Origin of the sequence: Arthrobacter sp. ISL-85 (genome assembly GCF_018613675.1) — a bacterium.
Lineage (GTDB): Bacteria > Actinomycetota > Actinomycetes > Actinomycetales > Micrococcaceae > Arthrobacter.
Genome location: NZ_JAGGPQ010000034.1, coordinates 23,814 through 44,251, shown reverse-complemented (window position 1 = coordinate 44,251; position 20,438 = coordinate 23,814). Strand labels below are relative to the sequence as shown.

Genomic DNA, 20,438 nt, shown 5'->3' with positions numbered 1-20,438 from the left:
GGCGGCGCTGGGCGTTCCGGCTTAGCCACGCGCCGTCCGGGGCGCTGCCGGCAGCATCATGGACGGAGCCGGAACTCCCGCCCAACAGCTCCGGAAGAACTTGTTGACACCCGGAAGTAACGCGGGTAACTTGGATCACAGCCTGAAGGTAACGCGAGTTACTACCCCGCGGAGCCTACAGACTGAATCCGCATCAGTACTGGCGTCCCCAGCTCAACGAAGACCTCTGGAGCATTCAATGGCGAAAAACGCCTCCTCAAGTAAGCCCGTCGCTGTCCGGCAGCGCGGCGTCACCATGAGTGACGTGGCCAAGCATGCCGGAGTTTCCCGGACGGCTGTTTCGTTCGTACTGAGCAACCGCGAGAACGCCAGCATCTCGGAAGAGACGCGGGCACGTATCGCAGAGGCGGTCCAGGCACTGGGCTACCGTCCAAATGCCGGAGCGAGGGCGCTGGCATCCCAGCGCAGTGATTGGTATGGAATCGTCACTGAGATTGTCACGGCCCCGTTCGCCGTCGACATCATCAAAGGGGCGCAGGACCAGGCTTGGCTTGACCGTCGGTTCCTGCTCATCGCGCCCTCCGACCAGGCCGATGCCCTAGGACCCAACCAAGGCATGGAAGATGCCGCCACTGAAAAACTGCTGGAACAACGCGTGGAAGGCCTTCTCTATGCGGCAACATACCACCGGGGCGTACACGTCCCGGAAAGCGCCAACGAAGTCCCCACCGTCCTGATCAACTGCTTCGATGCGGACGGAAGGCTGCCCTCCATTGTCCCTGACGAGCGAGCCGGCGGCCGCGTCGCCGTCGAACGTTTACTCCAAGCCGGCCACCGCCGGATCGGAGTAATCAACCTGGACCCGGATATTCCGGCAGCAGTCGGACGCGTGGCAGGTGCCCGGGAAGCACTTGCCGACGCAGGCCTGGAGCTGGATCCGGAGCTAGTGGTGGCCGGGTATGCAACGGCCGACGGCGGTTACGACGCCGCCTGCCAAATCCTCGACCGGTACCCGGCCAAGGAAAGGCCCACCGCCCTTTTTTGCCTCAACGACCGGATGGCCATGGGTGCTTACGACGCCATCAAGGAACGTGGCCTGGCCATCCCCGGTGACATCGCCGTGATCGGCTTCGACAACCAGGAACTCATCGCGGCCTACCTCAGGCCCAAGCTGACCACGGTGGCGTTGCCGTTCGAAAAGATGGGCGCTCTGGGAGTCCAGACGCTCGCCGCCCTCACAGCAGGACAGCCGATCACTGCCGACCAGCAGTTGGTCGACTGTCCGCTGCTAGAACGCTCTTCGGTCTGACCGCGAAATCAACGTCGAAGAGCAAATCCCCCACCCACCCTTCACCTTGCTGATGAAGACAGGAAGAGATAACCATCATGACACAAACCAGGTTCCTCAGGTCCGCCCGCGTTGCCGCGGCCGGACTGGCCGTAGGCGCAATGCTGCTGACCGGCTGCTCAGCCACCGCCAACAAGTCCGGCGGCACCGACGCCGCGGCTAACGCCAGCGCGTTCCTCACCATCCCCCGCGAAGACATGGGCACATTCGTTCAAAACTTCAACCCGTTCGCACCGACCGTCAACCCCATGGTCCAGCAGTCCATTTACGAGTCCCTGCTGGTCTTCAACCCGGCCCAGGGGAACACGGTGCCGTGGCTGGCCACCGATTGGAAGGCTGCAGACGACGGCAAGTCCATCACCTTCACCCTGCGTGATGGTGTGAAGTGGTCCGATGGCCAGCCGTTCGTTGCCGACGACGTGGCTTACACGTTCGAACTCCAGAAAAAACTTAAGGGCGGCTACGAGTACCTCGACGGCGTCACGGCACAAGGCAACAAGGTCACGTTCAACTTCAACAAGCCGTGGTCCCCCGCCCTGTACGACGTCGGCCAGCTAAGCATCCTCCCCAAGCACATCTGGTCCGCACTGGCGGATCCGGAAAAGGACGCCAACGCTAAGCCGGTGGGCACCGGACCGTACACCGAGGTGGACAACTTCCAGGCCCAGTCCTTCGTGCTGAAGAAAAACCCCAACTACTGGCAGCCCGAAAAGCAGAAGATCGCAGGCATCAAGATGCTCGCGTTCGCAGGGAACGACGGCGCAAACCTCGCCGCCGCCAACGGCGACGTGGACTGGGCCCCGCAGTACATCCCGAACATCGAAAAGACGTTCGTCTCGAAGGACAAAGACCACCGGCACTACTGGTTCCCCCCGACCGGTGCCATGATCAACTGGCAGCTCAACACCACCAAGGCGCCCTTCAACGATGTGGATGTCCGCAAGGCGCTAAGCATGGCCGTGGACCGGGACCAGGTCACCAAGATCGGCATGAGCGGATACGCCCAGCCGGCCGACTGCACCGGCCTCTCGGGCAACTACGAGACCTGGAAGAACACCCAGGTCAAGGACAACTGCACCTGGACCAATCATGACGTCCAGAAAGCCAACGACCTGTTGGATAAGGCCGGCTACCCCAAGGGTCCCGATGGCAAGCGCACGCTCAAGGACGGCAAGCCGTTCGAGTTCAAGATCTCCGTGGGTGCTACCTCGTCCGACTGGCTCTCCGTTGCCAACGTGATCTCGCAAAACCTCGCCGAGGTCGGCGTGACCGCGAAGGTGGACTCCCCGGACTGGGCTGCCGTGGTGGCAGGATACGAAACGGGTGACTTCGACTCCGGCATCGTCTGGAGCGCCAACGATCCGAGCCCGTACAAGTACTTCAACACCACCATGGGCAGCACATCGGTGAAGCCGGTCGGCACTAAGGCGTCCGACAACTACCACCGTTTCGGCGACCCCAAAGCCGATGCCCTGCTGACGGAGTTCGCTGCAGCCACGGACCAGTCCAAGCAGAAGGACGTTGCCAACAAGCTGCAGGAAGAATACAACGACGTCGCACCACTGGTGCCGCTCTTCTCCGGCCCGGAATGGGGGGCCTACAACGACACCCGCTTCACCGGCTGGCCCACCCAGGACAACCCCTACGCCACCCTCTCGGTGCGCGCACCCACCACGGTTCTCGTGCTGACGAGCCTGGAACCGCGCAAGTAAACGTCCCGCCGGGCATAAGGCCGAACCGCCCTCGTGCCACCCACGCCCGACGGCCTGGCCGATTCTATAAGCCGGCCGTCGGGCGTACCCCCGCAACTTTGAACACTCCCGAATTGGAGGGAAACCGTGCGCTTCATCCTGCGCCGCCTGGGTTTCTACCTGATCGCCTTTTGGGCATCCATTACCCTGAATTTCCTGCTCCCGCGCTTCATGCCCGGGGACCCCGTATCACGCATGTTCGCCCGCTCCCAGGACAGAATGCAGCCCGAACAGCTCGAGGCACTGCGCAAGCTGCTTGGCGTGGACAACCGGCCCATCTGGGAGCAGTACGCCGGCTACCTCCAGAACGTCCTCACTGGACAGATGGGGGTATCGATTACACGCTTTCCCACCCCCGTCACCGAAGTCATCTCGTCCCAAATCGGCTGGACCCTCCTGCTCGGCGGGACCGCACTGGTAATTGCCGCCGTCGTGGGTAACCTGCTGGGCATCCTGGCAGCATGGCGCCGCGGCGGGGCGATCGATTCGGCCCTGCCTCCCGTACTGGTCTTCATCGGATCGTTCCCCTACTTCTGGCTCGCGATGGGCGCCCTGTACCTGTTCGGCGTGGTGCTGGGCTGGTTCCCCATCCGCCACGCATTCACCGACGGCCTGGAGCCGGCGTTCACCACCGAGTTCATCGGCGATGTCGGCGCCCACCTGGTGCTGCCGGCGCTCACAATCGTGCTGGTCTCTATTGGCGGCTGGATGCTGGGCATGCGGAACACCATGATTGCCACCAACTCCGAGGACTACATCACCATGGCTGAAGCCAAGGGTCTCCGTCCCGGACGCATCATGCTCCGCTACGCCGCCCGGAACGCGATGCTTCCTTCTGTCACCAGTTTCGGCATGGGGCTGGGCTTTGTAGTGGGCGGTGCGCTGCTCACCGAGGTCGTGTTTGCGTACCCCGGCGTGGGCTACCAGCTCCTCAACGCCGTCCAGGGTCTTGACTACCCGCTCATGCAGGGCCTGTTCCTGACCATCACCGCCGCCGTGCTGCTGGCGAACTTCCTGGTGGACATCCTCTACGTCCGCCTCGACCCCCGCGTGCGCAGCAACTGAGCCTTGCGTACCCAGTAACCAAGGGACCGACCATGACCAGCGTTATCCTCCAGCAGCCAACCGAAGCAAAAGCTGCCCGCAAAACCAACCGCGGCTTCATCCACGGACTTATCACCAACAAGAAGGCCATGACAGGCATGGCCATCATGCTCGTCTTCATCGTCATGGCGCTGGCCGCGCCGGTACTGTTCCCGGGCGACCCCTCCCGGATCACCGGGATGGCCTCACTGGAACCGGACGGCGAGCACTGGCTCGGAACAACCGCCAAGGGCCAGGACGTGCTCGCCCTGACCATCTATGGCGCCCGAAGTTCCCTGCTGGTGGGCCTTACCGTCGGGTTCGCGTCCACCTTCGTCGGGATCCTCGTCGGGCTGGCATCGGCCTATTTCGGCAAATTCATCGACGAAGCACTGTCGCTGCTGACCAACGTCTTCCTCCTCCTTCCCGGCCTGCCATTGCTCGTCATCCTGGCGGCCTTCCTGCCACCTGGGCTGGGCACCGTTATCCTGGTCCTCACCGTTACCGGATGGGCCGGATCAGCGCGCGTACTCCGGTCACAGGCCCTGTCCATCCGCTCGAAGGATTTCGTGGCCGCCGCAGTCGTGTCCGGAGAGCGCGCCGGCCGCATCATGTTCCGCGAAATCCTGCCGAACATGGCATCGATCGTGATGGGAACACTGCTTGCCTGCGTCATCTACGGCATCGGGGCCCAGGCCGGCCTCGAATTCCTGGGGCTGGGCGACGTCAGCACCGTCTCCTGGGGCAACAACCTCTTCTGGGCCGGAAACGAAGGCGCCCTGCTCACCGGAAGCTGGTGGGTCTTCATCCCCTCCGGCCTCTGCATCGCCCTGGTCGCCTTCGCCCTGGCCCTCATCAACTACGCCGTCGACGAAGTAACCAACCCGCGGCTGCGGAAGATCCGCAAACCCGCCAACACCGAAAGGAGCGCCGCACAGTGACCGTCTCCCAAACCTCCTTCGGCTCCCACGAACCGGTCCTCGACGTCAAGAACCTCACCGTCAAGTACATCGGCGACACCCGCTCGACCACGGCCGTTGACAACGTCTCCTTCAGCATCGGTGCCGGCGAGGTGTTCGGGCTGGCCGGCGAATCCGGTTGCGGAAAATCAACCATTGCCAACTCAATAATGCGTCTGCTCAAGGACCCGGCGAAGATCGCCGCCGGCAGCATCTCCTTCGGCGGCAAGGACGTGCTGGCCATGAGCCAGGGCGAGCTGCGCCGTTTCCGCTGGCAGGATGTCGCCATGGTGTTCCAGTCCGCCATGAACTCGCTGAACCCCGTGCTGACCATCGGTGAACAGATGGCAGACATCTTCACCACTCACGCCGGCTACTCACGCAAAGAATCCCTTCGCCGGGCAGCACAGCTGCTGGAGCTGGTAAGGATCGATCCGGCCCGGCTGAAGTCATACCCGCATCAACTCTCCGGCGGGATGCGGCAACGCGCCGTGATCGCCATGGCCGTAGCACTGAAGCCATCACTGCTGATTCTGGACGAGCCCACCACCGCGCTGGACGTGGTGGTGCAGCAGGAAATCATGGCGCAGATCAAGGACCTCCAGCGCGAACTGGGCTTCTCCGTCCTGTTCATCACCCACGACATGTCCCTGATGGTGGAACTCTCCCACCGCATGGCCGTCATGTACGGCGGGCGGATCGTGGAGACCGCCAAAGCCCACGACGTCTACGCCACGCCCGGGCACCCCTACACCCAAGCCCTCATGGGCGCGTTCCCTCCGCTTACCGGCCCGCGGATTCCTCTGATGGGCCTGCCCGAAGGCGTGAAGTTCCAGAACATCCCAGACCTCGCCGAAGTTGCGCCGGGCCACTTCGTGGCCCCGTTTGATGCCGACGCCGAAACCGCCGTCTTTGAAGGAGCAGCACAATGAGCCACGCCGTCCACTCCCCTGCACGGCCAAATGTTTCGGCCCATACCCCGGCCCTTGAGGTGCGCGGACTGGGTAAGTCATTCCATACCGGCGGCCTGTTCTCCAGCCAGGCAGTCCGGGCGCTGCACCTTGTCGACCTGACCATCGGCCGTGGGGAGATCGTGGCACTGGTCGGGGAATCCGGTTCAGGCAAGAGCACCTTGGCCCGCTGTGTCGCCCGGCTCGAAAAACCCAGCGAAGGTGAAATCCTGCTCGACGGCGTCGACGTCCTCAAACGCGACCGTTTCCAGGCCTCACGGGCGTTCCGGTCCCAGTTGCAGATGGTCTTCCAGGACCCGTTTGGCTCCCTCAACCCCGTACACCGGGTCGAGCACTTCCTCCGACGGTCCCTCATGATTCACGGCAAAGGCGGCACCGGCCAAGGTTCCGAAGAGCAGACCAGGCACCGTCTCGAAGAGCTCATGACCACCGTCGGGCTTCAGGTCGACATGCTCAACTCCTACCCCCACGAACTCTCCGGCGGACAGCGTCAACGGGTCGCGATCGCGCGCGCCCTCGCCGTCGAACCAGAAGTCATCCTCGCCGACGAACCGACATCCATGCTGGACGTATCGGTCCGCATCGGCGTGCTGAACCTGATGCGGAAACTGCGCGATGAGCAGGGCATTTCCATGCTCTACATCACCCACGACCTCGCCTCCGCCCGGTACCTCGCGGACCGGACGGCCGTCATGTTCGCCGGTGAAATCGTGGAAGAGGGCGAATCCCTGGACCTGCTGGCCAATCCAGCCCACCCCTACACACAATTGCTGGTCTCAGCCGTCCCCGACCCGGCCCGGGCCGGATCCTACGACCCCGTTCACCGCGCCACGCTGAGGCAGGCCGTCATGGCTTCCACCACCTGCGCCTTCGAAAACGACCCGGACCAGCGCTGCTCATCTGGGGAACCCGTCCGTCATCAGGTGGGCGACCCCCTCAACCGCCACTGGGTCCGCTGCCACCTCTACCGCCCGCGCGCCGGTGCCGGGGGCCATGCACTGGCGACAGAACCCCTACCGGAACCTCAGCCTGCGGACTGAAGTTTCTGTTATTCACCCCAAAAGTGGCACTGCCCTGTGCTGCCCAAAAACATCAACATGCACCCGTAGCAGCACCGAGGCTGCCCACCGAAAGGTAACCGATGGAAGATTCACCCGCCGTCTCCCGGCGTGCCCTCCTGACCGGGAGTGGGGCCGTCGCCCTGACCGGATCGCTCGCACTTTCAACGTCATTCGCCCAGCCAGCGGCAGCAGCGCCCCCAAACACTCCTGACACCGCACCGGCCAAACCGCCCTCAAAAGGACCAACCCGCATGCGCCCGACCTATCACTTCAGCGTCCCGGACAACTGGAAGAACGACCCTCAGCGGCCCATCTTCATCGACGGCGAGTACCACTACTACTACCTCTACAACGCCGATTACCTTCAGGGCGGTGGAGGCACATCGTGGCGCCGTGCGACCACCACCGACCACGTCTCCTTCCGCGACCGCGGCGTCGCGATCCCCAAGTTCAGCAACGGCAACGGCGACTGCTGGTCAGGAAGCCTTGTCATTGATGAACGAAACACCGCCGGATACGGTGAGAACGCTGTTATCGCCCTCGTTACGCAGGCACCCCAGGGCCGCCAGGCCCAATACCTCTGGTACTCAACGGACCGTGGGCGCTCGTTCCAACCCGGTGACACCGCCCCGGTACTGCCAAACCCAGGCGTTCAGGACTTCCGCGACCCGAAAGTAATCTGGGACGCCGACCGGGGGAACTGGTTCATGGTCAACGCCGAAGGGCAAAAGCTCGGCTTCTACACATCTTCCAATCTGCGCTCCTGGCAGCGGGTAGGCGAATTCATCCGCACGGATTTAGGGGTGCTTGAGTGCCCGGATCTTTTCCTTATGACGGCCGACGACGGTACTTCGCACTGGATCCTTGGCACCAGCGCCAACGGCAAAGGCCGTGGCCTGCCGGCAACCTACGCATACTGGACAGGGGCCTTCAACGGCACCACATTTACTCCCGACCATGCCGAACCGGAATGGCTGGACTACGGCTATGACTTCTACGGAGCGGTGACCTACCCCCATCACGACTCCTCCGGCGCGGAGGATGCCACCCTGCGCAGGGCGCTTGGATGGGCGAACTTCTGGGACTACCCACACAACACTCCGACCCTGGCGACCGACGCGTACAACGGCGACGACATGATCGTGCGCGACATCCGCCTCAAGAAGGGAAGCGGAAACTACCACCTCGTCTCAACCCCCACCGCCGGCCTGGGCAACCACGTTAAGCGCACCCAGCGCCTTGGTGACGTGACTGTAACTGGCACCCATGACCTCGATATCAGTTCACTGGCCTACGACCTGAACTGTGAGCTGGCATGGGATCCGGCCAGCCCGCCGGCCAACATAGGTCTAGAGATCTGTCGTGCAGCCGGCGGAGGGCGGCACGTCGCCGCCGGGGCATTCCTCCGCGGCCCCTTCGCATACGTCAACCGGCGACCCACCATCAACCCCACCGGCGGGGAAAGCCAGACGCCCATCGACCCCTCGGCAGGGCGCCTCGCGCTCCGAATCCTCGTGGATCGGACAAGCGTCGAAATGTTCGTGGGAGACGGACGGGTGGTGCATTCACACCGGGTGTTCCCCCTTGAAGGGGACAACGGCATCCGGCTTTACGCACACGAAGGCACGGCCACTTTCGGCAACCTCACGATCAACGAGATGAACGCAGCGCCTTAGCCCAACCCGACACCCTTCCTTCAGGTCATTCTGCCGCCGCCCCGGGCGGCAGAATGACCTGCCCGCTCCCCTGCCAGCACTGCCCGAGAGACAAACATGGAAAACTTCAAAGCAGCACGGCATGAGGCCCAACAGCCCCTGGACGCCGTCGTTGTGGGTGAAGCGCTGATCGATGTGGTCACCACTCCAAACAGCCAGGTAGAGCACCCCGGGGGATCGCCCGCCAACGTTGCCTACGGCCTCGGGCTCCTGGGGGTCACCACGGGTCTGCTCACGGCCATCGCACCCGATGCCCGGGGAATATCAATAGAGAACCACCTCCGCCGGGCAGGAGTAACTCTCCTGCCCGGATCAAAATCCCTCACCCGCACGGCAACAGCCACAGCAGCCATGGGGCCCGACGGGTCCGCCACGTACGACTTCGACATCCACTGGGACCTGCCAACACCAACGCCGGCATACTTCCCCAAAGTCCTGCACACCGGTTCCATAGCCACCTTCCTGAACCCTGGGGCCGGTGCAGTCAAAGCCCTGCTCAAACGAGCCCACACGCAGTGCACCGTCACCTACGATCCGAACATCAGACCATCCCTGCTCGGCAGTCACACCGAAGCGAAAGCAACCTTCGAAGAACTCGTCTCCCTGACAGACGTCGTCAAACTCAGCGACGAGGACGCCCACTGGCTCTACCCTGGAAAAACACTGGAGGAAACCGCGGCCCACATCCTCCGGCTCGGCACCGGGCTGACAGTAATAACCAAGGGGGCCGAGGGCTCCCAACTCACCTCTGCCGACGCAAGCGTCAATATCCCCGCTGTCAGAGCCAGGGTCGCGGACACTATAGGTGCCGGAGACTCCTACATGGCCGCACTGATCCTGGGCCTGCTCACCCGCGGTACCGGAGGGTTCGCCCCTGCAGTCCTGGAGCAGCTGGGACGTACCGCAGCCACCGCAGCGGCCATCACCGTTCAGCGCGCAGGGGCAAACCCGCCAACCCTGGACGAGCTGACATCTGCAGTCGAAGCACCGACGTCCGCGCCTCGAGCTTTCGCGCACGATCAGGCATAAACAAACCAATTCTGTGGGCAAAAAACAACGGACCCCGTTTACCCTGTTAGGAGGAGCCGACAATGACGTCTGAAAAGACACCGGGGCAACAAGCCCTTTCGCATTCGCTGCAGTCCAACAGCAAGCTTTCACAACTCACCCGGCGTTCCTTGCTGGGCCTGGCCGGGATCGCGGTGGCGGGAGCCACCGTGGGGGCGTGGCCGCGACTGACTGGCGCTGATATTCCGGGCCGTGGCAGCAAGGCCCTGCATATCGCCATTTTGGGGACGGCAGCCGATGCCGCAGGACGCCAAGGCCTGATTCAGGCCTTTACCGCCGCGCACCCCGATATCCCAGTGCAGCTGCAGGCGATTCAGGGTGCGGACTGGAAGGACTTCTTTTCCAAGATTCTGACCATGGTTGCTGCTGGGACGCCCCCGGATGTCGTCTATGTCGCTACCGAGGGCGCCCAGCTCTTCGCCGACAAGCTGGCCGAGCCTCTGGATAGTTATGTCCGCCGTGACGCTGCGGCGATGAGCGATTACTTTGATGACGTTCATCCGAGCCTGTTGGAAGCCTTCATGTACCAGGGCAGCCTGTACCAGCTTCCGCTGGACTGGAACGCGGCGAACATGTACCTGAATACCACAACCTTCGCCCAGGCCGGGCTTGACCGGCCAAGGGAGGACTGGACGAAGGACGACTTTAGCGCCACCTTGAGGGCCCTCCGCAAGGCCCGCCCGGCGGATTTCACCCCGTACTACTGGACCAACCGGCTTTTTGGCGGAGTTGTGCCGTGGCTCTACGCCAATGACACCAGCTTCCTGTCCGAAACGAAGGCTCCCGGAGGGGACTGGCTTTGGGACCGCTTTTACCCTGACGACCCTGCCCGGGCGACCCGCGGCGGCGGGTATCAGTGGCTGAGCCCCAACGCCGAGGATGGGCGCGTGATCGAAACCTTCGACTATCTGCGAGAACTGGTAGCCGAAGGACTGGGCGTGCGTCCCGAATCCGGGGGCGGCAACGCCTTGGTCGGCCTGTTCGGCAACAACCGCATCGGCACCACTCCGGCAGGCGGCTACTGGGCGCAGGGCCTGCACGAGGCCGGGATGACCGCCGACCAGTTCGACGTGCAGTTCTTTCCCCGGTGGCGTACCCAGCGGCATCAGTTCGGAGCCGCCGGTTACGCAATCATGCGCACGGCGAAAGACAAGGACGCAGCATGGGAATGGGTCAAATTCTGCTCCAGGCGCGAAGCGATGCAGCTGGCCATTCCCAAGCCGAACACCACACCCACCCGCCGTTCGATGGTGAACGAGTCATTCTACGCCGCCACTGGGCCCCGGCACTGGAAAGTCTTCTACGACACCCTCGACAGGTTCCCCACCTCCGGGCCCATCCCCGCACCGCCCCAGCAGGCCGCCGTCGAAACTGCCCTGATGAAAAACGTTTCCACCGCTGTCAGCGGCAGCTCTGCTGATGTGCGGGCCGCGATGGGCACCCTGCAGCGCGATCTGGAACTGGCTCTGAGGAGGAACTCATGACCACCACGTCCACCGTTCCACGCCAAACCATAGAGCCATCGGCCGCGCGCCGCACGTTCGTCGAGCGATGGTTGGTGATGATTTTCCTTGCTCCCACAGTGCTGGGGATGGCCCTTTTCACCTTCCTGCCGATCATCGGCTCACTGGTCCTGGCCTTCTTCCGCTGGGACATCATTTCAGCGCCCCAGTTCGTCGGTTTCGCCAACTTCGCCTCCCTGGCACAGGACCCCACCGTCCGCGTGTCGTTCCTGAACACCATCGTGTTCGTCGTTGTCGCGGTAATCCTTCAACTGGGCATCGCACTCAGCCTGGCTTCCATGCTGCAGGCCAGGATGCCGGCCTGGCTCAGGGTATTCCTGCGTTCCACCTTTTTCTTTCCCCTGGTGCTGTCCGCCGCGTCGGTGTCCATTTTCATGCGGTACATGTTCAACGAACAGTTCGGCGTGGTGAACTGGCTCCTGTCGCTCGTCGGCATTCCCGCTGTGCCTTGGCTGACCAGCCCCACGGCGTCCGCCGCCGTCGTCGTCCTGGTCTATGTCTGGCAAAACTTCGGATTCTCCTTCCTACTGTTCCTCGGCGCCCTGACCAACATCCCGAAGGAACTGCACGAGGCAGCGAGCCTGGATGGCGCCACAGGCTGGAAACAGTTCAGCAATGTCACCCTTCCGCTGATCAGCCCAACGGTTCTCGTCGCCTCCGTCGTGGCAATCATCAGTGCACTGCAGGTCTTCGACCAGCCCTATGTCCTGACCAACGGCGGTCCGGGCGATTCCACCCGCACCGCCGTCATGGTGATCTTTGAATCCGCCTTCCAACAACTGGAGTTCGGCAAAGCCTCAGCCATTGGCCTGGTACTGACCGTGCTGATCCTTGCCGTCACCGCCCTGCAATTCCGCCTTAGCCGCCGCTTCGTCTTTTACCAGTGAGGTCCCTCATGTCCAGCCAGACCCTGCACACCGGGGCCGACAAGCATCCCGGATCCACCACCACCAGCAGGCCCTACCGTAGCCGCCGCCCGCCCGCTGCAGGGACCGTCGGCACGTACGCGGGGCTGGCCATGGCCGCGGCGCTGACCCTCGGCCCTGTGCTGTGGACCTTATCCACCTCGCTGCGAACGCCGTCGGAATCATTCAATCTGCCACCATCCTTCTTGCCCCTCAACCCTGACTTCACCGCTTACCAAGAAGTGTTCAAGCAAATAAACGTCGCTCTCCTTGTCCTGAACAGCGCCCTGGTCACCGGGCTGATTGCCCTTGGCCAAATGGCATCGGCCACACTGGCCGGCTACGCCTTCGCCCGCCTGGACTTCCGCGGCAAGAACGCCATCTTCTCGCTGGTGCTTGCCACCATGATGGTCCCAGTGCAGGTCACCATCGTCCCGGTGTTCATGCTGATCCGTGGGATGGGTCTATCCGACACCCTTCTGGCCCTGATCCTGCCAGCCATTCCCACAGCGTTCGGAACCTTCCTCATGCGCCAATACTTCCTGGGCCTGCCAAACGACTTCGCAGAAGCGGCCGCCCTGGACGGTGCCGGACCGTGGCGGATCTTCCGATCGGTGTACGTCCCCCTGGCGGTCCCCGGCATGGCTATCGTCGGGATCCTGGCCTTTAACTTCCACTGGAACGAGTTCTTCCGGCCACTGATCCTCACCATCAGCGAACAGAACTTCACCCTTCCCCTCGGCCTGGTGACACTCCAAGGCAACCTCGGCACAGGCAGCATATCCGTAGTGCTCGCCGGCGTGATCCTGTCCATGCTGCCAGCACTGGTCGTCTTCATCTTCGGCCAACGAACCCTGCGGGAAGGCCTCACGGCCGGCGCCAGTAAGTAACACAGATTTTGTAAAGGAATACGGACATGGGGCGGGGTGCAGTAGGGCACCCGTAGACGACGGCCCCTGGACGTGCGAACTATGGATGCTCCCAAGGCCTTTGAACTGCCTTGCATAAGCACGCGGCAACGAGCGGATACTTACCTCCACAGATGCGTCGCGTCCTGCCCTTAGGAAGTAGCGTCAAGCGCTCCAGAGACAAACACCGCGACCTTGGTCCTGCGTGCCATGTCAAGTTTCAGCAGCACCGACGAGACCATGTTCTTTACTGTCACAGGCTATTGTCGAAAAAAGCGACGGACTTGCCGACTCGCTTGCTAGCCCCGGAAGCAGCATCCGGACACCCGCCCGGGTTCCAATGCAGGACAGCACGTCGCTGCCAGCGCAGTCGACCTGGCAGCCAGAGAGGGCGTCCAGGGCCCCCGGCCGGGGTGCTGTGGGCCTGCCGGTTTGGGTCAGTGCCGGCTGGGCAACCAGGACACCATTGCCTCTAAGGGCGATCAGCTCAATCTTTCTCCTCCCCGGTGTCCGCCCGGCCGATGGCCGGACGGCTGCTCCCGCCGCGCAACTCAGCGGCCATGTGCTGGTGCGTGGGAGTGTTGCCAATTCCCTTCAGGTTGGGCTGCCCTTCCCCGGTGTTGATCAGGTTCCGCAGGCTGCCGCCCAGGTAGCCGCCCCACGCGTTGGAGCAGACCTCGAAACACTCATACTGCGGAACCAGGCCCACATGGGTAAAGTGGACCTCCGCTCCGCCCTCTATTTCAGAGATCTCGAAGACTACCCGGGTGTCCTTCCATTCGGCCTGGTCTTGAATGAAGTTGAAGTAGTTGTCCAGCACGAGCCATGCAACTTTCCGTCCGGGCACGAGTTCCGTGACCCGGATGCGGCAGTGGTGGACGTCCTGGTAGTGGTAATTGAACTCACCACCGACCTGGTCGGTGACGCCCTCGACCTCTTTCGACCACCAACCCCGGACGTTTGTGATGGCCTCAAATGTTTCCAGGGGAGTCCGCTCCACGGCGAAAGTGGCGGTGAAGTCCAACATCTTGTTACCTCATTCTCCTGTGCCCGCTCATATGTCGGGTATGTTCGACAGCACCGCCACGGATGTGGCGTCGTTCAGCCGTGAGACGTCAGCCTTCGCGACTATGCTGGATTGCTTCAGCGATTCCCTTGATGCGCTGCAGTCTGGCGTCCCAAGTGGCCCCGACCGACGACAGTTGCGCGACCGCTCGGGCGAGCTGGGCCTGGCTCACCTCGTAGATGCGCTCCCGTCCCAAACTCGTGACGTGGACCATTCCGACGCGGTGGAGTACCCCGAGGTGTTTCGCTACGGCCTGCCGAGTAATCGGCAGCTGCCTGCTCAGCGTGGTTGCGGTGCCTCCGCCGTCGTTCAACAGCAGGTCAAGCATCCGACGCCGGGTCGAATCCCCCACCGCCGACCAGAGCTCGTCGTCGATGGTCACGCTCACGGCGCCGATACCAGCCGCGCGACGTAGGTAACGAGTCGCGGCAGGAAGTAGTCCCAGCCGCGCACGTGATCCCGGTAATGCTCCTCGAGCACGGCCGACTCCCAACCCTTCTCCCGGAAACCCGTCTCGGTAAAGCGCAGGAGCGTGCCCCTACCCGACGGGATCAGGTCAAAGGTCACCAGGAGCGAGTTGGAGGACGTCGCGGTCGCACCGTCGTCGTACACCCACCGGAAGGAGAACCGGCGGGACGGACTGGCTTCCACCACCGTGAGAGTAACGATCTTTGCCTCCGGCGCAGACCTATCGCCAAACGAGATGACCCCGGTCGCCCCGGGCACCGGTTCGAACTCCGCCTCATCCGGCCACCATTCCTGCAGGTGCTCGGGCATGGTGATTACCTCGTACACCACCTCCGGCGTGGCCTCAATGTGGACCTCCCGCTCGATGCTGCCGTACTCCATCCTGAACCCCTAACTATTAGCAACCATTCGTTGCACAAACTATAGGGCACCACCCAAGGTATGTGCAACGATTGGTTGCTCTTTGATTTCGCAGGCATAGAGCCACTCTCCAAAGGCAACTGCAGCGTCTCCGTTCGAATGGCCAGACGATAGCTGGGCGGGCCGTCCGCAACCAGGCCCACTCGGCCCGACGAAGTTTCCGAACCCCGACGCCGGTTCCCCAAGTTGCACTCCATCCCCTCAGCCCGCAACTGGTCCCCTAAGGGCAACCCCGGGCATCCTTAATCCCGAACCAATGTCGAGACGAACTTCCTCGGCCCAATCTTCCTCGCCCGCCCGTTCGCACCGACCCTGTCCGCCAAGGACAAATCCGTGATCATCGATATCCACTCCGGTATTGGAAGCCGTCCAGGCCGGCGAGTACGAAGTTCTCGCCGACGAGGCGTCCGTGCAGCTCAAGGCCGGGCTCGGCGGCCCCATCGAGGCGCTCTACCCCAACTTGCGTCCGCCAAGTCTTAATACCATCTGCCCCGTTGTGGTGATGGATCCGACCCGTCGCCAAGGCGCCTTTTCATTAGCCCTTGACATTTAGCTGAGTACAGTCATAATTGATTGCAGTCACTTTAATTAGAGGGAGCATCACGGCATGCGGGCGTTCGTTATCAACAAGTACAAGGAACCACTGCGCGAAGCCGAGGTTGCTGAACCGACCGTCGGCGAACGGGACGTGCTGGTACAGGTGCAAGCCGCCGGCCTGAACCAACTGGACGAGAAGATCCGTTTGGGCGAGTTCAAGCAGATCCTTCCCTACAAGCTCCAGCTGGTCCTCGGCAACGACCTGGTCGGCACCGTGCTGAGCGTCGGGGGAAAAGTAACGGGGTTCAAACCCGGCGATGAGGTCTACGCCCGCCCCAACCAAGACCGCATCGGCACATTTGCTGAACGCATCGCCGTCGCGGAGGAGGACCTTGCGCTCAAGCCCGTATCGGCCAGCATGGAGGAGGCCGGCTCGCTGCCGCTGGTAGCGCTGACGGCATGGCAGGCCCTCGTGGAGCAGGGCAATGTGCACCCCGGGCAAAAAGTCCTTATTCATGCCGGTGCAGGCGGGGTCGGCTCCATCGCCATCCAGCTCGCCAAGCATCTGGGCGCGACCGTTGCAACTACCGCCAGCAGCTCCAACGCCGGATTTGTCCGGGACCTGGGCGCTGACACAGTTATCGACTACCGCACCCAGGACTTCGAACAGCTTCTGAGCGGATACGATCTGGTGCTCGACAGCCTCGGAGGGGAAAACCTGCAGAAATCACTGCGCATCCTCAAGCCAGGTGGGAAGGCGATTGGGATCGCAGGCCCGCCCGACTCGGCCTTCGCCCGCACAGCAGGCCTCAACCCCGTGCTGCGCCTGGCGCTCACCGGGCTCAGCAGCAAGATTCGGTGGCAAGCCAGGAAACTCGGCGTCAGCTATGAGTTCCTCTTCATGCGTGCCAACGGAGACCAGCTACGTCAGATCAGCGCACTGGTGGACGCTGGAGTACTGCGCCCCATCGTCGGGAAGATCTTCAGCTTCGGCCAGGCTCCAGAGGCACTGCAATCCCTGGCCGCAGGAGGCTTCCGGGGCAAAGCAGTGCTCACCATCACCAACTGACCCAGCGCCAGCCACCGTTCAATCAGGGAATCCAGGAGGAGAACAATCATGGACACAACCGACGCCCGGAACGAACCAGTCGTCACCTCATACGCAAAAGCACCAGCCAGTACTGTCACCGCCGGAGGTGTCAGGTACGCATATCGCGAGCTTGGGCCGAAAGGCGGCATCCCCGTGGTGTTCTTCGTGCACTTGACAGGAACCCTTGATAACTGGGACCCCCGTATCATCGACCCCATCGCCAAGAACCGCCACGTGATCACCTTCGACCAGCCCGGAGTCGGCGGTTCCACGGGACAAGTTCCCAACAACATCGAAGCAATGGCCGATGACGCCTATACCTTCATCAGGGCACTCGGGTTCGAAAAGATAGATGTATTCTCCTTCTCGTCGGGCGGAATGGTTGCCCAGGACCTGGTCATCAAACATCCCAATCTCGTCCGAAAGCTCGTACTCACCGGAACCGGCCCGCGAGGAGGCAAAGACATCGACAAGGTTATCGGCACCACCTATTGGGACATCCTCAGGGCAACCCTCACCCGGTCCGACCCCAAGGAATTCCTGTTCTTCAACCGCAACCCCACCGGCAAACCAGCTGCTAAAGCCTTCATTAAGCGCCTTCAGGAACGGACTGAGAACCGTGACAAGCCAATCAGCACCCGAGCATTCCAGACGCAGCTGAAAGCAATCAAGAACTACGGCCGGTCGGCCCCGTCGAACCTGTCCACCCTCACTCAATCCACTCTGATCGTCAACGGCGACAACGACCGCATGGTGCCATCGGCTCTCTCCGAGGACCTGCACCGCCGCATCAAGGGATCCGAATTGATCGTCTACCCCGACTCCGGCCACGGCGGTATCTTCCAGTACCACACCCAGTTCGCACCCGCCGTCGTCGACTTCCTCGCCCCTTGACCACCATGTCCGCGTGAAGAAGGCAGCCATGGGCACCCCACCTGCAACAACCGGGCCGCACCTGGAAAAACACCTGACTTCCTCAGTCCTGCTATGGGTACGACGGGATCAGCCCCGCCAAACCGGCATGGACTACTGGAAGGGCCCGCACTCGGGCATCATCGCCGCCACACCGGGACGGAAGAGTACCGGCAGATCCATCTCGCCGAACACCGCCGCCTATGGCCCCCAACCACAGACGTGGAAACCGCCATCCCGGCAGATCGGAAGATCGACGGCGTCGCGGAAGTCACCTTCCAATCGGCCCTTTCGCCGCTCAAGGGTCGCAAGCAGACAGCATTGGCCTACAAGGACGAGGTCAAGGTGTTCCGCGCACCCTTCTCTATGCCGGCCCGCCCAACACCTCGCGCTGGTACGACATAGCCTCCCCGGCAGAGGCTGTCTGGGCCCGCGCAATCATTTACCTCCGGCGCCGCCCCAATGTTCGCCATGGCGAGTTCCGGCGGAGCGTGAAGAAAGGGCTCGTTCCCGCCCTGGTTGACACTGGAATTCTGACGGAACTCCCTCATCGGCCGACCCCACTTGTTTCGGCCATCCACGCCTATGAAGTTGAAGCAGCCCTGACGTATGTCAAGCGAGGCCGGATCCTCCCGCTACCAAGAGTAGGGCGCCGACTGAAGAGCGTGACTCTCCGCGGCGTCGATATACTCATTATTGAGCCCAGTCAGTTTACGTACCGAGGGAACCATATGCCTGTCACATCCCAGCCGCTCGGACGGCGCGAGCGGAACAAGCAGGAAAAGCTGGACCGCATCACGGCCGCAGCCTCTGAACTGTTCGCCAAATACGGGGTCCAGGACGTCACCACCCAGCAGATCGCCGACAAAGCCGACATCGGCACCGGAACCCTTTTCCTCTACGCCAAGACCAAGGGAGAACTCCTCCTCCTCGTTCAGAACGCCCACTACGCCGACGCTCTGGAGCGGGGCAGGGCTGATGCGGAAACCATCCCGGACGCCCTGGATGCGGTGATGGCCATCGTGCGGCCAATTGTGGAGTGCAATCGAATCCAGATCGATAACGGGCGCTTCTATCTACGGGAAATGGTCTTCGGTGACCCCACGGAACCACACCACAGCGTTGCCCTATCCATCGTGGGGCAAACCGAGGAAGCCATTGCCGCCATCCTGGACCGGAAAGAACTGGCTGGTGAGTTTCACGCCGCGATGACGGCGCGCATTGTCTCGGCGATAATGTTTGTGAGTATGGCGGCAAGTGTGAACGCTGGATTGGACATTGAGGCACTGGTGACGGACATCAGAACACAAATCAGCCTCCTGATACCCCGCTGAGGCCGCCGGCAAAACTCAACCCGACCGGTAGCCGGTGTTGGAGTACTTGCGTCCGTTCTGCAAACTGCGCCGAGCAGTCCAGGCGGGTTGGTTGTCATCATGCTGCGTTTCAGCCCACGGGCCCGGATTCCCCGCGCCCAAGCGAGGACGCTAGTGAAGGTGTGTACTTCGTACCCGAGAAAGGGCCAGTCGCTGCCGAATACGAGTCCTTCTGCGCAGGAGCTCTGTGAACATCATTCCGCCTCGTATGTCAGTTTCAGGAGCCGGGTACCTACGGGATAAAGACGGGCGACGGGCGGGCTCTGCCCCTTTTCGAGACGAGACGGGGCAGAACCGATTGGGTAACGCCAACCTGACGTTGGGCTGAAGCGTCGGCGCGTCAGCTCGGCTCAGTTTCTTCCGATTCTGACCCCGCCAGCAGGAACCCAAGATATGAACCTGACGTTCGACAGCGTCGCCTACCGCCCCCTCTGGTAAAGCAGACGTACACAGCCAACACCCTCTTTCACGGGACAAACATCGGCACACCGCTTCCACGCCGGCCTTGTAACAGCTCACCAGAAAGCCCTGCATTCATTCCGCAACGGTCATGTCGTTCCTGCTGCCCTGAACCATGAACTGGTGTTGGCCAACCGGGGCAACCCGACCGCACCGGAATGAGGTACCGGCATACCCGCGCCGGTCAACGACCTGCAACGCGTCCTCAATCTCAAGGTACGCGGTCGCGCATCCTCAAGGCGCGTCAAAAGCTCAGCATCATGGCTCATCACGAATCCAAGCCCCTCGCCGATCTCGTGGCTTCGGCGGTGGCGCTGCAGTACAAGCTCTGCACCTTGGAGCAGCAACGCCGATTTGGAGGTGTGTTCCTCGGCCGCGAGCTGGTCCAAACGACGATCCACGTCCTCGGGGACGCGCAAATTCTTATCCATGACCCCAAGGTTCCAAAACAGTTCCAGGCACCCATGCGGGCCGCCGTGGTGGCCAAAGGCACGCCCTGGTCAACGGAGACGACAAAATATCAATTATCGGCGCTGAGAGTAACTGATATGCGTCCCATTCTTGTGGTGGAGTCGTCGATTGACGTGAGGTCGGCGTACAGCGAGCTCCCCACCGAGACGTGGCTGAACGTTGCCTATAGGCTTGCTCGGCGCGCTGTGCCCGTCGCGAACAGACCGTCAGCTCGCCCCCGACGCGGCTATGGACGAGTGGTTGGTGGAGGTGAAGCCCCAGGCTGGCGCAGGAACGGGTGTGTCCGCGGCAACAACGCACTGTAACGGATTGGTCACGAATGCCAACCACGTGGTTGACAGCGCTGTCAG

20 protein-coding genes are annotated in these 20,438 nt (G+C 62.4%); 16 read left to right on the top strand and 4 right to left on the bottom strand.

The features are described from left to right. The first annotated feature begins 238 nt into the window (after nt 1–238). From J7I84_RS21040 to J7I84_RS20990, 11 genes are all read left to right on the top strand, one after another. On the top strand, nt 239–1,309 hold the full coding sequence (locus J7I84_RS21040) for a LacI family DNA-binding transcriptional regulator (RefSeq protein ID WP_214946460.1): 1,071 nt from the start codon (nt 239–241) through the stop codon (nt 1,307–1,309). 77 nt (nt 1,310–1,386) lie between these two features. Beyond that, complete coding sequence (locus J7I84_RS21035) at nt 1,387–3,060, top strand: ABC transporter substrate-binding protein (protein WP_214946459.1); 1,674 nt, start codon at nt 1,387–1,389, stop codon at nt 3,058–3,060. A gap of 126 nt (nt 3,061–3,186) precedes the next feature. Continuing rightward, nucleotides 3,187–4,164 carry an ABC transporter permease gene (locus J7I84_RS21030; protein ID WP_214946458.1) on the top strand — a complete coding sequence of 326 codons (978 nt, stop codon included), beginning with the start codon at nt 3,187–3,189 and terminating at the stop codon, nt 4,162–4,164. A gap of 32 nt (nt 4,165–4,196) precedes the next feature. Continuing rightward, nucleotides 4,197–5,123 carry an ABC transporter permease gene (locus J7I84_RS21025; protein ID WP_214946457.1) on the top strand — a complete coding sequence of 309 codons (927 nt, stop codon included), beginning with the start codon at nt 4,197–4,199 and terminating at the stop codon, nt 5,121–5,123. Further along, the gene (locus J7I84_RS21020) at nt 5,120–6,073 is read left to right on the top strand and encodes an ABC transporter ATP-binding protein (RefSeq protein ID WP_214946456.1); all 954 of its coding nucleotides are present in this window, start codon (nt 5,120–5,122) and stop codon (nt 6,071–6,073) included. The genes J7I84_RS21025 and J7I84_RS21020 overlap by 4 nt, the downstream gene beginning before the upstream one ends. Beyond that, on the top strand, nt 6,070–7,152 hold the full coding sequence (locus J7I84_RS21015) for an ABC transporter ATP-binding protein (protein WP_214946455.1): 1,083 nt from the start codon (nt 6,070–6,072) through the stop codon (nt 7,150–7,152). The genes J7I84_RS21020 and J7I84_RS21015 overlap by 4 nt, the downstream gene beginning before the upstream one ends. A gap of 272 nt (nt 7,153–7,424) precedes the next feature. Beyond that, the gene (locus tag J7I84_RS21010; protein ID WP_214946454.1) at nt 7,425–8,849 is read left to right on the top strand and encodes a glycoside hydrolase family 32 protein; all 1,425 of its coding nucleotides are present in this window, start codon (nt 7,425–7,427) and stop codon (nt 8,847–8,849) included. Between the two features lie 96 nt (nt 8,850–8,945). Continuing rightward, nucleotides 8,946–9,917, top strand: coding sequence for a PfkB family carbohydrate kinase (locus J7I84_RS21005; protein ID WP_214946453.1), 972 nt, complete (start codon nt 8,946–8,948; stop codon nt 9,915–9,917). 62 nt (nt 9,918–9,979) lie between these two features. Then, nucleotides 9,980–11,440, top strand: coding sequence for an extracellular solute-binding protein (locus J7I84_RS21000; RefSeq protein ID WP_214946452.1), 1,461 nt, complete (start codon nt 9,980–9,982; stop codon nt 11,438–11,440). After that, nucleotides 11,437–12,366, top strand: coding sequence for a carbohydrate ABC transporter permease (locus J7I84_RS20995; protein ID WP_214946451.1), 930 nt, complete (start codon nt 11,437–11,439; stop codon nt 12,364–12,366). The genes J7I84_RS21000 and J7I84_RS20995 overlap by 4 nt, the downstream gene beginning before the upstream one ends. Nucleotides 12,367–12,374: 8 nt before the next feature. Next, entirely contained in the window at nt 12,375–13,274 is a 900-nt protein-coding gene (locus J7I84_RS20990) for a carbohydrate ABC transporter permease (RefSeq protein WP_214946450.1), read from the top strand. Nucleotides 13,275–13,779: 505 nt separating this feature from the next. Here J7I84_RS20990 and J7I84_RS20985 read toward each other — a convergent pair. The 3 genes from J7I84_RS20985 to J7I84_RS20975 form a co-directional block, all read right to left on the bottom strand. Further along, nucleotides 13,780–14,319, bottom strand: coding sequence for an SRPBCC domain-containing protein (locus J7I84_RS20985; RefSeq protein WP_214946449.1), 540 nt, complete (start codon nt 14,317–14,319; stop codon nt 13,780–13,782). Between the two features lie 88 nt (nt 14,320–14,407). Beyond that, complete coding sequence (locus J7I84_RS21840) at nt 14,408–14,746, bottom strand: helix-turn-helix domain-containing protein (RefSeq protein ID WP_214946448.1); 339 nt, start codon at nt 14,744–14,746, stop codon at nt 14,408–14,410. Continuing rightward, on the bottom strand, nt 14,743–15,207 hold the full coding sequence (locus tag J7I84_RS20975) for an SRPBCC domain-containing protein (RefSeq protein ID WP_214946447.1): 465 nt from the start codon (nt 15,205–15,207) through the stop codon (nt 14,743–14,745). The genes J7I84_RS21840 and J7I84_RS20975 overlap by 4 nt, the downstream gene beginning before the upstream one ends. Before the next feature lie 397 nt (nt 15,208–15,604). Here J7I84_RS20975 and J7I84_RS21690 point away from each other — a divergent pair, with 397 nt between their 5' ends. The 5 genes from J7I84_RS21690 to J7I84_RS20950 all read left to right on the top strand — a co-directional run bounded on the left by J7I84_RS21690 (nt 15,605) and on the right by J7I84_RS20950 (nt 19,119). Next, nucleotides 15,605–15,799, top strand: coding sequence for a hypothetical protein (locus J7I84_RS21690; protein ID WP_251046913.1), 195 nt, complete (start codon nt 15,605–15,607; stop codon nt 15,797–15,799). 54 nt (nt 15,800–15,853) lie between these two features. Beyond that, a complete protein-coding gene (locus J7I84_RS20965) occupies nt 15,854–16,852 on the top strand; it encodes an NADP-dependent oxidoreductase (protein WP_214946446.1) in 999 nt (332 codons plus the stop codon). Between the two features lie 48 nt (nt 16,853–16,900). Continuing rightward, nucleotides 16,901–17,767 (top strand): alpha/beta fold hydrolase, encoded by an 867-nt coding sequence (locus tag J7I84_RS20960; RefSeq protein ID WP_214946445.1) that lies wholly within the window; start codon nt 16,901–16,903, stop codon nt 17,765–17,767. 240 nt (nt 17,768–18,007) lie between these two features. Then, on the top strand, nt 18,008–18,190 hold the full coding sequence (locus tag J7I84_RS20955; RefSeq protein WP_214946444.1) for a hypothetical protein: 183 nt from the start codon (nt 18,008–18,010) through the stop codon (nt 18,188–18,190). A 326-nt stretch (nt 18,191–18,516) separates the two neighbouring features. Beyond that, nucleotides 18,517–19,119: a TetR/AcrR family transcriptional regulator gene (locus J7I84_RS20950; RefSeq protein ID WP_214946443.1), complete on the top strand. Its 603-nt coding sequence runs from the start codon at nt 18,517–18,519 to the stop codon at nt 19,117–19,119. A gap of 587 nt (nt 19,120–19,706) precedes the next feature. Here the strand turns inward: J7I84_RS20950 and J7I84_RS20945 are convergent. Continuing rightward, nucleotides 19,707–20,048: a ribbon-helix-helix protein, CopG family gene (locus J7I84_RS20945; protein WP_214946442.1), complete on the bottom strand. Its 342-nt coding sequence runs from the start codon at nt 20,046–20,048 to the stop codon at nt 19,707–19,709. Between the last annotated feature and the right edge of the window lie 390 nt (nt 20,049–20,438).

Coding starts and splice junctions, on each gene's coding strand:
- J7I84_RS21025 (WP_214946457.1), top strand. CDS start 4,197: ATGACCAGCGTTATCCTCCAGCAGCCAACCGAAGCAAAAGCTGCCCGC.
- J7I84_RS20990 (WP_214946450.1), top strand. CDS start 12,375: ATGTCCAGCCAGACCCTGCACACCGGGGCCGACAAGCATCCCGGATCC.
- J7I84_RS21035 (WP_214946459.1), top strand. CDS start 1,387: ATGACACAAACCAGGTTCCTCAGGTCCGCCCGCGTTGCCGCGGCCGGA.
- J7I84_RS21010 (WP_214946454.1), top strand. CDS start 7,425: ATGCGCCCGACCTATCACTTCAGCGTCCCGGACAACTGGAAGAACGAC.
- J7I84_RS21015 (WP_214946455.1), top strand. CDS start 6,070: ATGAGCCACGCCGTCCACTCCCCTGCACGGCCAAATGTTTCGGCCCAT.
- J7I84_RS21040 (WP_214946460.1), top strand. CDS start 239: ATGGCGAAAAACGCCTCCTCAAGTAAGCCCGTCGCTGTCCGGCAGCGC.
- J7I84_RS21005 (WP_214946453.1), top strand. CDS start 8,946: ATGGAAAACTTCAAAGCAGCACGGCATGAGGCCCAACAGCCCCTGGAC.
- J7I84_RS20965 (WP_214946446.1), top strand. CDS start 15,854: ATGCGGGCGTTCGTTATCAACAAGTACAAGGAACCACTGCGCGAAGCC.
- J7I84_RS20985 (WP_214946449.1), bottom strand. CDS start 14,319: ATGTTGGACTTCACCGCCACTTTCGCCGTGGAGCGGACTCCCCTGGAA.
- J7I84_RS20960 (WP_214946445.1), top strand. CDS start 16,901: ATGGACACAACCGACGCCCGGAACGAACCAGTCGTCACCTCATACGCA.
- J7I84_RS20995 (WP_214946451.1), top strand. CDS start 11,437: ATGACCACCACGTCCACCGTTCCACGCCAAACCATAGAGCCATCGGCC.
- J7I84_RS20950 (WP_214946443.1), top strand. CDS start 18,517: ATGCCTGTCACATCCCAGCCGCTCGGACGGCGCGAGCGGAACAAGCAG.
- J7I84_RS20975 (WP_214946447.1), bottom strand. CDS start 15,207: ATGGAGTACGGCAGCATCGAGCGGGAGGTCCACATTGAGGCCACGCCG.
- J7I84_RS21000 (WP_214946452.1), top strand. CDS start 9,980: ATGACGTCTGAAAAGACACCGGGGCAACAAGCCCTTTCGCATTCGCTG.
- J7I84_RS20945 (WP_214946442.1), bottom strand. CDS start 20,048: ATGGATAAGAATTTGCGCGTCCCCGAGGACGTGGATCGTCGTTTGGAC.